13 protein-coding genes and 1 tRNA gene are annotated in these 12690 nt (G+C 39.6%); 4 read left to right on the top strand and 10 right to left on the bottom strand.

Annotated elements, in window-relative coordinates; translation table 11 throughout:
* Positions 1 to 16 precede the first annotated feature (16 nt).
* The 8 genes from fliD to FIM66_RS04715 form a co-directional block, all read right to left on the bottom strand.
* Positions 17 to 2074: a flagellar filament capping protein FliD gene (gene fliD / locus FIM66_RS04680; protein WP_194149255.1), complete on the bottom strand. Its 2058-nt coding sequence runs from the start codon at positions 2072 to 2074 to the stop codon at positions 17 to 19.
* 16 nt (positions 2075 to 2090) lie between these two features.
* On the bottom strand, positions 2091 to 2450 hold the full coding sequence (gene flaG, locus FIM66_RS04685) for a flagella length regulator FlaG (RefSeq protein WP_108592935.1): 360 nt from the start codon (positions 2448 to 2450) through the stop codon (positions 2091 to 2093).
* A 98-nt stretch (positions 2451 to 2548) separates the two neighbouring features.
* Positions 2549 to 3751, bottom strand: coding sequence for a murein hydrolase activator EnvC family protein (locus FIM66_RS04690; RefSeq protein WP_140548147.1), 1203 nt, complete (start codon positions 3749 to 3751; stop codon positions 2549 to 2551).
* Complete coding sequence (locus FIM66_RS04695) at positions 3744 to 4550, bottom strand: FtsX-like permease family protein (RefSeq protein WP_140600116.1); 807 nt, start codon at positions 4548 to 4550, stop codon at positions 3744 to 3746. Before FIM66_RS04695 ends, FIM66_RS04690 begins: the two co-directional genes overlap by 8 nt.
* Complete coding sequence (locus FIM66_RS04700) at positions 4537 to 5208, bottom strand: ABC transporter ATP-binding protein (protein ID WP_140600117.1); 672 nt, start codon at positions 5206 to 5208, stop codon at positions 4537 to 4539. The genes FIM66_RS04695 and FIM66_RS04700 overlap by 14 nt, the downstream gene beginning before the upstream one ends.
* On the bottom strand, positions 5205 to 6386 hold the full coding sequence (gene trmB / locus FIM66_RS04705) for a tRNA (guanosine(46)-N7)-methyltransferase TrmB (RefSeq protein ID WP_140600118.1): 1182 nt from the start codon (positions 6384 to 6386) through the stop codon (positions 5205 to 5207). Before trmB ends, FIM66_RS04700 begins: the two co-directional genes overlap by 4 nt.
* A gap of 10 nt (positions 6387 to 6396) precedes the next feature.
* A complete protein-coding gene (locus FIM66_RS04710; protein WP_194149257.1) occupies positions 6397 to 7644 on the bottom strand; it encodes a fibronectin type III domain-containing protein in 1248 nt (415 codons plus the stop codon).
* Complete coding sequence (locus FIM66_RS04715; RefSeq protein ID WP_140600120.1) at positions 7607 to 8590, bottom strand: RluA family pseudouridine synthase; 984 nt, start codon at positions 8588 to 8590, stop codon at positions 7607 to 7609. Before FIM66_RS04715 ends, FIM66_RS04710 begins: the two co-directional genes overlap by 38 nt.
* 127 nt (positions 8591 to 8717) lie before the next feature.
* Here FIM66_RS04715 and FIM66_RS08320 point away from each other — a divergent pair, with 127 nt between their 5' ends.
* The 4 genes from FIM66_RS08320 to FIM66_RS04735 all read left to right on the top strand — a co-directional run bounded on the left by FIM66_RS08320 (position 8718) and on the right by FIM66_RS04735 (position 11134).
* Positions 8718 to 9170, top strand: a complete 453-nt coding sequence (locus FIM66_RS08320) for a GTPase (RefSeq protein WP_140490190.1) — start codon at positions 8718 to 8720, stop codon at positions 9168 to 9170.
* 173 nt (positions 9171 to 9343) lie between these two features.
* Complete coding sequence (locus FIM66_RS04725; protein WP_341472525.1) at positions 9344 to 9928, top strand: YcjF family protein; 585 nt, start codon at positions 9344 to 9346, stop codon at positions 9926 to 9928.
* A 22-nt stretch (positions 9929 to 9950) separates the two neighbouring features.
* Positions 9951 to 11096: an FtsW/RodA/SpoVE family cell cycle protein gene (locus FIM66_RS04730; RefSeq protein ID WP_140600131.1), complete on the top strand. Its 1146-nt coding sequence runs from the start codon at positions 9951 to 9953 to the stop codon at positions 11094 to 11096.
* Positions 11058 to 11134, top strand: a tRNA-Ile gene (locus FIM66_RS04735). The genes FIM66_RS04730 and FIM66_RS04735 overlap by 39 nt, the downstream gene beginning before the upstream one ends.
* 40 nt (positions 11135 to 11174) lie before the next feature.
* Here FIM66_RS04735 and FIM66_RS04740 read toward each other — a convergent pair.
* Together FIM66_RS04740 and FIM66_RS04745 are read right to left on the bottom strand one after the other, a co-directional pair.
* A complete protein-coding gene (locus tag FIM66_RS04740; protein WP_140548157.1) occupies positions 11175 to 12131 on the bottom strand; it encodes a ribose-phosphate pyrophosphokinase in 957 nt (318 codons plus the stop codon).
* A gap of 64 nt (positions 12132 to 12195) precedes the next feature.
* Positions 12196 to 12681: an HIT family protein gene (locus FIM66_RS04745; RefSeq protein WP_140600121.1), complete on the bottom strand. Its 486-nt coding sequence runs from the start codon at positions 12679 to 12681 to the stop codon at positions 12196 to 12198.
* Between the last annotated feature and the right edge of the window lie 9 nt (positions 12682 to 12690).

A 12690-nucleotide genomic window follows, 5' to 3' on the forward strand; every position in this document is an offset into this window, starting at 1 on the left:
ATAACTCTCTGTTTTTTTAATTCTTTTTAGCCGCCGCTTGATCGATCATCATCTGCACGGAATTGAATTTTTGATTGGCTTTAGAAATTTGGCTATCATAAGCCGCAAAGCGCTCCGCCATGATGTTGTAGCGGGTTTTTAAAAGCTCTTGAGCGTTTTCTTTGTCTTTGGTTAGGCTTTTAGCGTCTCTGTCTAGGGAATCTTCATAAATCTTTAATTTAGCGTTCCCTCCATCTATGAGATTGGCGATGACTTGATTGAATTTAGAAAAAATGCCCTCTTGGTGGATTTCTCTGCCCCCCATATCCTTGCTATCGCTCCCGTAGAAAAAATCTTGAGTCGCTTTAGGGTTAGAATTTAGCGCACTACTCAATTTAGCTTCATCTAAACTCATCACGCCTTTATCGTCTAAACTAAGCCCGTATTTCATCAAACTTTCTACCCCGTTATCCGTATGCACGCTATAAGAAAACACATTATTAAGAGAGGATCTAATGGTGCGAATATCGCCCACGCCGTTAAAAATCCCGGCGATTTTAGTGTCAGCGTCATAGCGCGTGTCTTCATCCAGTTTAGGGATAAGCTCATTATAGGCTTTGACAAATTCTTTAAGGCTGTCTATAATGGCTTGATTGTCTCTGCTCACGCTGATAATGGCAGGTTTATTAGGCTCTGTGGTTTGCTCTAAAGTGATATTAACCCCGCTAATCACATCATTGACCTCATTAGTGGGGCGTGTGATGCTCACCCCATTATAAGTGAATTCTGAATCGCTCGCTTTTTGTAAATTTTTAGACATAAAAAGTGCGTTTTGTGAAGCTTCATAAGATTGCACCATGCCAGCATTTAAACCCAAATCCTTCAAACTAGCCTTGCCTAAAGCGTCCTCGCCCTTAATCGTTAACATTCCGGTTTTAGAATTGATCACAAGCTTGCCTTCGGCGTTTTTGAACGCGTTCAAGCCTTCCTTAGCGTTGATCGCTTGAATGATAGCGTCTGTGTTTTCTTCACTGGTGTTGCCCTCTTTGGTTAAGGCGCTCAAATCCAATTTTTGGCCATTCAAGCTAACCACCCCTTCTAATTTACCCTCTTTTATGGTACGAGAGCTTTTTAATAAATCGTTTTCTTGGGTGGTGGTTTGCAAAAACCCAAGCTCTTTAGCCTTACTCCCTTTAATCTCAATGTTTCCCCCACGCCTATCATTAATGATTAAAGACTCCCCCCCATGAAGAGTGTCTATAGAAATATCCCCATTAGCGATCAAATCTTTAAAATTAGGGTCATTTTCTAAAGCCTGCTCTATCGCTTTTTGGATCGCTGTGTTTTTTTGTTTGATAGAAGCGCTTTCAGGGAGCTCTAGCATGATAGGGACTTCATGCATATTCCCATCAGCCCCCTTTAAATTCAAACTCACTTCACTCTTTCCGCTTCCATCAACCCCCAAAGAAAGGGCGTTTTTGTTAGTGAGCGTGGATTGGAGGTGTGAGCCAAAATAGATGCGGTTGTCTTCGCCGGTGTTTTTAGTGTTCACCATTAATTGGTAGGGGTCATTCCCTCCTGTTTTCATCACAATGCCCATCACTTCGCCATTGGTAGCGTCCGTGATGCTTTGAGCCACATCGCCTAAAGTCATTCCTGCTTTAATATCAACGGCGTAATCCTTGTTTTGCGTGTAAAATTTGAGCGTGGTATCCACTTGGCTAAAAATATCATCTCTTGAAGAAAATTTCGCCCCCAATTCGTTAATATCGCCTTGCGCTAAATTTTGCACGTCCACTTTAATATCTTGAATAGGCACGCCAGCCCCCACGCTCGCGCTCAATGCATCGCCTGTAACATTGCTTTTCCTACTGATATAAGTGGAATAATCTGAAAGCGTTTTAACCGGGCCTTTTAGAGAAGAAAGGAGCGCTTTAATTTCTACGAGAGCTTTTTGTTTTTCAACATTTTGTTCCATTTTCTTGTCTAGTGGGGCGATTAACGCTTTTTCATCGGCGTCCTTAAGCTTGTCAATCACATCGTAATTCAAAACCTTACTGCCAAGCCCTAATGAGCTTAATGAACCTATTGCCATGTTTTACCTCTAATCTTTAGCCTTTTTCATCAAAGATAATGCCTATCACATCGCGCATTCTTTGCATAAGCTCCACGGCCTCTTTAGAGGGTATTTCTCTTATCACCTTATCTCCGTTAGCGTCTTTAACCGAAACCACTAATCCTTTAATCGTATCGTTATAACTGAAATTAATATCCGTGCCGATGCGTTTCATTTCTTCATTCAGACGCTCGCTCAATAATTCTAGTTTGGGTTTGTATTGCTCAGGGTCTATCGTTGTCTTAGATTCATCAATAGTGTTTGTAGTATTTGTGCGACTGATCTCTTTTGTGGGGGTTGTTTGAACGCTTGTGTGAGATGTGGGAATCCCAATCCCTTGAACTTCATTGACCATAAAAACCTCCAAATTTTTCCATGCCTACAAGTATAATGATTTATTTGTCTGCATAAACTCTTTAGCCAATATCGGCAATAAAAACGATTTGTTAAATCTTAATTGCGCGCGATGAGTTCTAAGGGGTTGATGTGTTTTTCTCTCATGGTAACTTCAAAGCCCAAGCGTTGATCAATGCGTCCTAAAACATAGCCTTTTTGGATCCGCATGCCGCTTTTAATGGTGGGGGCGATTTTATCCAATTGAGAATAAATCGTGCGGATCCCGTTTTTATGCTCAATGATAACGACTTTTTTAAGCATGTTGATTTCTTTAGCGAACACGATTTTCCCGTCCAAAACATTACGCACCAAAGCGTTTGGGGTTTTTGACACTAGCGTGATAGACTCGCTAAAAATTTTTAAATTATAAACTGGGTCAATATAGGGGCCAAATTTTTGCACCACTTCATAATCGTTCAAAGGGGCGATCGTTTTTGGCCCATTATAGCTCGTGGTGTTGATATTTTGATAAGAGCTCGCTATTTGTTTGACTTCTAAGGCTTGAGAAGATTTTTTCAAACTGACTTTTTCTTCATTTTCTCTATTTTGTTTGATGATATTCAAGCGTTTTAAAAGGGCGTTTAAATTCTGGCGCTCTTTTTCTAAAAGGGTTAGCCGTTGGTTATAGATCGCATAGTCTTTTTGCATGCTCAAAATGAGCTTATTTTGTTCGGTTTGCAAGGATTTTAAGGTTGCTTCACGATTTTTTTGCTCATCTATGACAGATGAGATTTTTTGAATACTGCTTTTGACTTTTAAAGCCTGCGTATTGAGTTCTCTTTCTTCTTGGCTCAATTGCGACATTTTAGACAGAGTGCTTTGGTGCAAGTTTTCAAACGCTACTTGTAAAATCACATCATTAGAAGAGGCCAAATTCTGCCCCTTTAGGGCTTGTGAAAAAAGAAAATCCTCTAAAAGCGTATCAAACACCCTCTTTTGTAAAAATGATCGCTGTTTTTGCAAATGATCTAAAGACTTGCGGTAGTTGGTTAGGACTTTTTCTTGCGCCAAACTTTCGTTACGATTTTTTTCAAGACTCTTTTTTAAGGCAACCATTTGGCGCTCAATTTCCGCTTTTTGAAGCTCTTTAGAGCGGATCGCTTCGCCTAAAGAACTCAAACGGCTGTTCAGTTGGTTTTTTTCTTCATGGGTTTTTTTTAGAAGGGTTTCTTTGTGTTGAATGTCTTTAGCAATATCGCTCACTTTTTGCGTGTTAGCTAATAGTAAGGTGGCTAATAAAAATATTCCTAATTTATACATGTCTAGTCCTCCAAGCTACAAGTAAAACAGAAACAAATGAGATCACAAGGCTAAAAAGCAGTCCCCATAAAAAATGGTTTAAAACAAACGCGCCTCCTATAATACCCAAAGTATCCATCGTTTTTTCAAAACCTTTTTGCGAAGTGATATAAAGCATGAGCATGGGGGCTAAAAAACTGGCGATTAGAGAATCCATTAAAGCTATTTTATACAAAAACCCGTTTTTAAAAGACACCGAAGCCCCTAATAAATCCATGATCTCCAACCTCTCATGGTATTGATAGATCCAGATGCGGACTTGCTTAAACATCAATAAAACCGATAAGACAAAGACCACTAACGCAAAGATATAGACCGCTGCTTTAATAAAACTCAAGAGATCATACACTTGCATGTAAGTTTTGGCAAAGACTTCAACTTTTTGAACGCCAGGGATTTTGAGTAATTTTTCTTTAATGTTTTCTAAACGCTCTTGAGTGGGGAATGTGGAAAGTTGTAAAGAATAAAAAAAGGGTAAATTTTTCTTTAATTCCTTAAGCCCGTCTATTCCTAAGGTTTTTTGAAGAGGCTCTAAAGAATAATTAGGATCAATTTCTTTTAACGCTATGATTTCGTTAAAATTTTGAAGCAACAATCCCAAGCTTAATTTTTGCGTGCTGGCTAACACGACCGAATAATCTTCAATCAATTTTTTTTCTTTTTGTTCTATCGCTTGATTGATAAATAACACGCACTCCAAGCTAAACAATAACGCTACTAGGGGAATGATAAAGGCTAAATGCTTTTTAAGAGTATTCATAAACTTCCCCATCTTCTATATAAAATTTTCGGTAATAAGCGCTAAAATTTTTAGGGAATTTGTGCGTAACCACCACGATCGTAGCGTTTAATTGCGTGTTCATGCCCCTTAATAGGCTCCAGATTTTATCGCTAGAATAATCGTCTAAATTCCCGGTAGGCTCATCGGCTAAAAGGAGTTCAGGGCAGTTCGCCATAGCTCTAGCCATAGCCACTCGCTGTTGTTCGCCCCCGCTGAGTTCTTTGGGGTAGCGGTTAGCCTTATGGCGTAAATCAATATGCCCTAAAAGTTTTTCTAGCTGCAAGTGGCATTCTTCTTTTTTAACGCCACAAATCACCATCGGTAGTTTGATGTTTTGCTCAATCGTATAATCTTGGATCAATTTATAATCTTGGAAAACCACGCCAATATTTTTACGCAAATCTAAAATCGTTGATTTTGAAGCGTTATTCATGTTGATATTGCAAACTTCTAATTTACCGCTAAAAAGTTTTAAATCCCCATAGAATGAACGCAAAAGCGTGCTTTTACCACTCCCGCTAGGCCCTGAAATGAACACAAAATCCTTCCGTTTGATGCGCAAATTGGCATGCTTAATGACCGGTTCGTTTTGCTGGTATTGTAAGCATAGATTATTCGCTGCGATGATCACACTCATCCAATTCCCTTTTGGCTTAGGATATTTTGAAGCAAAAGATGCGCTTTGTGGTTGTTTAAGGTTTTTAAGGGGCTTTTATTGAGATAAAAAATCTGATTTTCTGTCAATAAAACAAACAAACGCACAGGCCAATCAAAATCCCCCATACTCAATTCCACTAAAAAATCCCCCTTATCCTCATAAATATTACAAACATGCACAAAATACCCCTCTTGGATGATTTTTTTGGTTTTTAAAATCATTCCAACGCTCTTTTTACTGATTGTTATTGTATCAAAAGAAAAATCAAATGCATGGTTATGAAAAGGGGTTTCATTTAATTCTAAAGAATAAATTCTTAAATCATAAATATCTTTTTTGAGTTTATTCCAGCGCGCTTCATACTTGCTGACCACCGGGATTTGAGCGTTTTTTTTGATTTCTATCTCGCATTGAAAGTTTTTTAGGGCTAATTTTAGGCTGTCTTCAAAATAAAGACCATCATCGGTGCGTAATTCCAAAAACCCTTTAGGCTTTAAAACCCTTAAAGCTTCGTTTAAAAATTTTTCGCTTAGCACCCGGCGGTGTTTTTTCTCATTCCATGGCACAGGGAAATGCACAAAAATTTTCTCGCATTTGTGATTTGGCATGCTCTCTAAAATCAAACGACCATCGCCTTGCAAGATGTGCAGATTTTTTAAATCCAACAATTCAATTTGCTTTAAGGCTTGCACGATAGAGGGGGTGTGAATCTCTATCCCTAAGCATGTTTTAGTGGGGTTGTTTTTGGCTAATTCTATCAAATGCCTACCGCTCCCAAAACCAATTTCTACTAAAATAGGGGCTTGATTGTTGTGGATAAAGTCTTCAAAAGTTTCTAAATCAAGGGCTTTTTTTTGGCTCGCATGTTTAGAATTTTCTTGCAAATTATGCGAAATGACTTCAAAAGATTGCGAATAAATCCTTAAAGCTTGTTTTAAAACCTCTCTTTTTAAGGGCGTTGCTTTTTCGCTTTTGATTAAAAAATCACCCTCTCGCCGGATTTTTTGCAATAAAAAAACATCATTTTTAAAACTCGCATACACACAGCTTTTAGTGGGGTGTTTTAAGCTTAAAAATTCCCTATGGAAACAAAAATCCCCTTCAATTAAGGGGTATTCTAAAGGCTTGGAATCCAGCTTGGCTAAAAAATGGGGCATTAAAACCCTTTTAGCGCTCTAAAAACAAACGCACTTCTTTGCTTGGGTGCGACTCTAAACCATCTTTATCCACGCTCACCACTTGATAGCGGTAAGCCACGCCCACTTTCATGTCTTTATCCACGAATTGGTTTTTGGTGATATTGCCAAAGCGCAAAGGGGTTTTAGAATTGGCTTCAAAGCGATACACCGCATAAGTGGCTATTTTAGCGCTTGGGTTATTTTCCCATTGAATGAAAGCTGAAGAGTCTTGAATAGTCCCTTTAGTGATGATAGGGGCTTCGGGTCTGTCAGCGGTCTCACCCATGGCAGGCTCTTTGGGTAACGCCCCTTCAAGATGCGTTTTATCAAGGGCGACGACTTTATAATAGCGCGTAAGGTTGTCTTTTTCTATTTTATCCACATAGGAAGTGTTAGTGGTTTGAGCGATGAATTTGTATTTGTCGTTGCGGTTATTGGAAGCGTAAATGCGATAAGCTATCACATCTTCTTGGGTGGATTTATCCCAACTCAATTCAATGTGTCGTGTGAGGTTTTGGCTCACTCTAACATTAGTGATTTCTTTGGGTAAGTCTTTGGTTTTCCCTTCCACTATAATACTAGGCCTGGATTTATCCCCCATGAAATTTTCGGCGATGACTTGGTAGCGGTATTTTTTCCCATCTTCTAAATCTTTATCAAAAAACTCCACAAACAAGCGGTTTTTCACAGCCCCTACATTCAAAAATTTGCCGTCTTTATTCTGCCTTTGAATGATGTATTTAGAAACGCTAGGGTTAGGGTGCGGGCTCCAAAAGACTTTCACGCTTTTAGGGTATTCAAGGCTTGCAAAAACGCTTTCTACAGGATTGATAAAAGAGGTTTTCACTAAAATAGGATCTGAAAGTTTAGAGATTTTATCGCCCTTGTAAGTGGCGAGTTGGTAGGTGTAAGAACTCTCTGTTTCTAGCCCCTCATCATAATAGTGGGTCGCATAAGGGTTTTTAATCGTGGCGATTCTTTTAAGCTTGGAGTCTTTTTTCAAACGATACAAAATAAACCCATCAATATCATAAGTATCAGCGATTTTAGGCCATTCAAAACCCACTGAACTCACATCGTTAATCGTTTTAACAGAATGGACTATAGGGAGATTAGGGTCTGTATTTTCTTGATTGTTAAGGGCTGAAAAAGTATGATTCCTGGTAGAAGAACACCCTATAAAAACCGCTAATACCACACTACTTTGCAATAAAAGCGTGAAGTATTTTTTCTTCATCCAAGACCTCATCTAAATTCTCCTTGTCAAAAACTTTTTTAAGATATTCTAACATATCCTTTAATAGGGGAACTTTAAAGCGCAGTTTTTGCTCGTTTCTAGGGTGTTTGAACTCTATCAAATAGGCATGCAGCATGATTCTTATGTCTTCTTTCAAAAGCGCTTGATTAAGCCCGTAAAGATTATCGCCTATGATGTGTCTGTTCAAATATTCTAAATGCGCTCTGATTTGGTGCGTGCGCCCAGTGAACAATTTAGCCCCTATCAGATTAAGATTATTTTGAGAAGTCAGCAAGCTGATAAATTCGCTTTTAGAATAGCGGCTTTTTTCTTTTTTAGCCGCTTTGAGCGCTATCATTTTTAAGCGGTTATTAGGGTTTCTTGTCAAATAGCATTCCACGCTCATTTTTTCTTCTTTTAAGGGGGTTGAAAGCAAGGCGATATAATAGCGCCCCATTGTTTTAGTTTTGAGCTGCTCGCTCAAATGAACATGGGTAAAATTGTTTTTAGCGATGACAATCCCTCCGCTTGTGTCCTTATCCAAACGATGCACGATCCCATAGCGCTCTTTAGATCCCAGATTAGAAAGCTCGTAATTTTGAGATTCCAGCCAATCCACTAAAGTAGGCTCTTTCACGCTTGGGGCTTTATGGATGACTAAATTAGGGGGCTTATTCAACACTAATAGATCTTCATCTTCAAAAATGACTCCTATTTCTAAATCAAGCCCTCTTTTTAAGGGTTTGGGCGTGATTTTGGGCGTTAAAAGCGTGATTTCATCGCCTTTTTTTAAGGCTAACCCTCCTTTTTTTACCCCCTTTTTTTGACAAAACACCAGCCCTTCTTTAATCAAATGCAACACTTGGTTTTTAGAAATTTGCAATTCTTTGGCTAAAAATTCATCAAGGCGTTTGTGATTATTTAGGGCGATAAAAACTTTTTGCATCCAAACCCTTTTTTGCTTTTTTAAAAACCATTATTTTACTCAAAACCTTAAAAATCATGTTTCTTAGTTAGTTTAATACGCTATAATCAATCGCCTTATATCTTAAATCATTTTTAAAGGGGTTCTAATGGAACATAACGGGCATGATAAACTGAACGGCATTTTGCGTGGCTTTTTAGGCGACTCGTTCACGCTTGATGGGAAAGAAGGAGGATTGAATATGGAAAAAATGCGCGAAGCCATCAAAAAGGAAAAACCAAAGATGAATGTTTTGCTCATGGGGGCTACTGGAATGGGTAAAAGCTCGCTCATTAACGCTCTATTTGGTAAAGAAATAGCTAAAGCAGGCGTAGGAAAACCCATCACTCAGCATCTTGAAAAATACATTGATGAACAGAAAGGCTTGATTTTGTGGGACACTCAAGGCATTGAAGCTGCAGATTACCACGACACCATGCAAAGCATTAAAAAAGAAATGGAAGATTCTTTTAAAACGCTTGATGAAAAAGAGGCTATTGATGTGGCGTATTTGTGCGTTAAGGAGACTTCTGGTAGGGTTCAAGAGAGAGAGAGTTATTAAGCTTCGCTAAAAATTGGAATATCCCAACGATTGTCGTTTTCACAAACACTCAAGCCGAAGCCGGCGAGGCGTTTGTTAAAGAAGCTCAAAAGATTATCAATGAAGAGTGGGGGTTTAGCGGTTTTGTCAGAGCCTATGTGAGAGTCAATTCCGTTGCATTTTCATTTAGAGGCATGGAAGTCCCTGTTGAAGGTTTAAAAGAATTGGTAGATGAAACGAAAAAATGCTTGATAGACGCTAGGAAAAACAAACAAAACCATTTCTTGAGTATTCAAAAAGCTAATATTCAAAAAAGAAAACAGGTCATGATAGAGGAATGTAAAACCATTATCCATGTTGCATCCGGTGCTGCAGGAGCGACTGGGCTTATCCCCATACCCTTTAGCGATGCGTTCGCTATCGCGCCCATTCAAGCAGGGATGATTTATAAAATGAATGACGCTTTTGGAATGGATTTGGATAAATCTGTGGGTGCGAGTTTGGTCGCAGGATTGTTAAGCGTAACCGCTGTCGCGCAAGTGGGGAGAACGCTCGTTAATGGTTTCCTTAAATTCATTCCTGTTGTGGGGAGTGTTGCAGGGGGCGCAACCGCTGCTATTATCACAGAAGGCATTGGGTTTGCGTATTTGAAAGTGCTAGAAAAGTGCTTTAATGATGAGACGGGCGAAGTCAATTTGCCTGATGAAGTTGGCATGATAACTTCTCTCTTTAAGGAAAATTATCTCAACTTGGATACAATCAAAAAATTAACACAATAAGATTAGGGGTTATGAAAAACGCATGGCATTAGACAAAAGGATTTGGATGCATTTTGATCTTTTTCCTTTTGTGTTTATCATCCCCTTGTTGGTGGTTTCTTTTGTATTGATTTTTGAGAGCAGTGCGGTTTTGAGCTTGAAGCAAGGGGTTTATTATGCGATAGGGTTTCTTCTCTTTTGGATCGTGTTTTTTATCCCTTTCAGGAAGCTCGATCGGTGGCTCTTTGTGTTTTATTGGGCATGCGTGATTTTATTGGCGTTAGTGGATTTTATGGGTTCTAGCAAGCTTGGGGCGCAACGATGGCTAGTCATTCCTTTCACTTCTATCACCTTACAGCCTAGCGAACCCGTGAAAATCGCTATCCTTTTGTTATTGGCGCATTTGATTAAAATAAACCCGCCTCCTTTTAAGGGCTATGATTGGGGCATGTTTTTAAAGCTTAGTTTTTACATTTGCTTACCGGCGGCTTTGATTTTGAAACAGCCTGATTTAGGCACGGCCCTTATTGTGCTCATCATGGGTTTTGGGATTTTACTTATCGTGGGCTTAAGGACTAGGGTGTGGCTCCCTCTTTTTGCCGCTCTTTTAGTGGCTTCGCCTATCGCTTATCATTTTTTGCATGATTACCAAAAAAAGCGCATCGCAGACTTTCTTTCTGAAAAGCCTAATTACCATGTCATGCAATCTATTATCGCCATAGGATCGGGCGGGTTTTTAGGCAAATCTAAAGAAGCCTGCACGCAAACCAAATTCAAATTCTTGCCTATTGCAACGAGCGATTTTATCTTTGCTTACTTCGTGGAGCGTTTCGGGTTTTTAGGGGCTATATTGCTTTTTGCGATTTATATAGGCTTGAGTTTGCATTTATTTTTTTATCTGTTTGAAAGCAACAGCGATTGGTTTTTAAAGATTGTAGCCCTTGGGATTTCTATTCTAATCTTTGTTTATTCCAGCGTGAATATCGCCATGACTTTAGGGTTAGCCCCTGTGGTGGGGATTCCCTTACCCTTATTTAGCTATGGGGGGAGCAGTTTTATCACTTTTATGATCCTATTTGCAATCCTAGAAAACCTGCTTGCTTTTCGCTATATTTTTGGATACAATAGCAAACCATCCTTTGGGAATTTTGGATTCTTAGCTCAGCTGGTCAGAGCGCTCGGCTCATAACCGATTGGTCGTAGGTTCAAGTCCTACAGAATCCACCACTCCCCCTTTTTTATCATATCTTTTTAACCCCCCCCCTTTTTAAGTGAAAAGCGATTGGACACTTTCGTTATGATAAATCCTTCTGATCACTTCCGCAAATAAGGGTGCTACGCTTAAAGTGGTGATTTTGTCGCATTTTTGAACTAAAGGGATAGAGTTAGTTACCACCACTTCATCTAACGCGCTTTCTTTAATGCGCTTGATCGCATTCCCGCTCAAAACCGCATGCGTGCCTAACGCCATGACAGAAGTTGCCCCCTGTTCTTTTAAGGCCAAAGCGGCTTTACAGATCGTGCCTGCGGTATCAATCATGTCATCCACTAAAATCACATCGTGCTCTTTTGCTGAGCCGATAATATTCATCACTTCGCTTTCATTAGCTTTTTCACGGCGCTTATCCACGATGATTAAATCTAAGCCCATTTGATTAGCAAAATACCTAGCCCTTGTAACCCCACCCACATCAGGGCTAGCGATCACAGGGTTTTTTAACGCTTTAGAGCGGATATAATCTCTAAAAACGATAGATCCGTATAAATTATCCACCGGCACATCAAAAAAGCCTTGGATCTGCCCGGCATGCAAATCCATCGTAATGATCCTTTCAATCCCCACTTCTTGCATCAAATTAGCGACCATTTTAGCCGTGATAGGCACTCTTGGAGCCGCTTTTCTGTCCTGTCTGGCATAGCCAAAATACGGCAACACCGCTGTGATAGAATTGGCCGAACTGCGCCTTAGGGCATCTACCATGACTAACAATTCCATCAAATTGTCATTGACCGGCACGCAAGTGGGCTGGACAATAAAAATATCCTTACCGCGCACCGATTCGCTGATTTGGATATTGATTTCACCATCGCTGAATTTGCCTATCACCGCTTTGGATAAGGGAAAGCCTAAATGCTTTGACACTTCTTTGCCAAATGCAGGGTGAGCGCTCCCTGAAAAAATCTTAAACCCACGCATCTTTGTCTTAAACCCACGCGCCTTCATCGCTGACACTCCCTAAAATGAATTAAAATCAATTGTAGCGCACCCAAACTAAAAGCGTTTGTTTTCAATGAAGCTCCTTTTCTAATAAGTTTTTTAAGGTAAGATAGGTTTCATTTAAATCAATCCCGCACACCCTAGTTTGAGCGATAACGCTCATAAAATTGCTATCGCCTAAAAACCTAGGCACTAAATGCATGTGCAAATGCTCAGGGATCCCTGCTCCGGCGTTTCTGTGCAAATTCAAACCTAAATTAATCCCTTGAGCGCCATAAGCATACAACGCTTTTAACACTTTAGGCACTAATATATTCATGTTCAGCCAAGTATTCATTTCTAAAAGTTCCACGCTCGCTTGATGCACATGAGGAATGATCAACAAATGCCCTGGGTTATAAGGGTAGGCGTTCATCACCACAAAGAGATCACTATTTCTATAAAGCACTCTGTTTTCTGAATCTTTTGTGGGGTTTTGAGAAATTTCACAAAAGACACAACTTTTATTTTTCTCTTTCAAATAACTTTCGCGCCAAGGAGCGTATAAATGCTGCATGTTCATTTC

The sequence above is a fragment of the Helicobacter pylori genome (genome assembly GCF_006439795.1).
Classification (GTDB): domain Bacteria; phylum Campylobacterota; class Campylobacteria; order Campylobacterales; family Helicobacteraceae; genus Helicobacter; species Helicobacter pylori_CR.

Bases quoted from the DNA above. Each gene is read 5' to 3' on its own strand.
- FIM66_RS04740 (WP_140548157.1), bottom strand. From the start codon at position 12,131: ATGAAGGCGCGTGGGTTTAAGACAAAGATGCGTGGGTTTAAGATTTTT.
- FIM66_RS04690 (WP_140548147.1), bottom strand. From the start codon at position 3,751: ATGTATAAATTAGGAATATTTTTATTAGCCACCTTACTATTAGCTAAC.
- fliD (WP_194149255.1), bottom strand. From the start codon at position 2,074: ATGGCAATAGGTTCATTAAGCTCATTAGGGCTTGGCAGTAAGGTTTTG.
- FIM66_RS04730 (WP_140600131.1), top strand. From the start codon at position 9,951: ATGGCATTAGACAAAAGGATTTGGATGCATTTTGATCTTTTTCCTTTT.
- FIM66_RS04715 (WP_140600120.1), bottom strand. From the start codon at position 8,590: ATGCAAAAAGTTTTTATCGCCCTAAATAATCACAAACGCCTTGATGAA.
- trmB (WP_140600118.1), bottom strand. From the start codon at position 6,386: ATGCCCCATTTTTTAGCCAAGCTGGATTCCAAGCCTTTAGAATACCCC.
- FIM66_RS04700 (WP_140600117.1), bottom strand. From the start codon at position 5,208: ATGAGTGTGATCATCGCAGCGAATAATCTATGCTTACAATACCAGCAA.
- flaG (WP_108592935.1), bottom strand. From the start codon at position 2,450: ATGGTCAATGAAGTTCAAGGGATTGGGATTCCCACATCTCACACAAGC.
- FIM66_RS04745 (WP_140600121.1), bottom strand. From the start codon at position 12,681: ATGCAGCATTTATACGCTCCTTGGCGCGAAAGTTATTTGAAAGAGAAA.
- FIM66_RS04725 (WP_341472525.1), top strand. From the start codon at position 9,344: ATGGAAGTCCCTGTTGAAGGTTTAAAAGAATTGGTAGATGAAACGAAA.
- FIM66_RS04710 (WP_194149257.1), bottom strand. From the start codon at position 7,644: ATGAAGAAAAAATACTTCACGCTTTTATTGCAAAGTAGTGTGGTATTA.
- FIM66_RS08320 (WP_140490190.1), top strand. From the start codon at position 8,718: ATGGAACATAACGGGCATGATAAACTGAACGGCATTTTGCGTGGCTTT.
- FIM66_RS04695 (WP_140600116.1), bottom strand. From the start codon at position 4,550: ATGAATACTCTTAAAAAGCATTTAGCCTTTATCATTCCCCTAGTAGCG.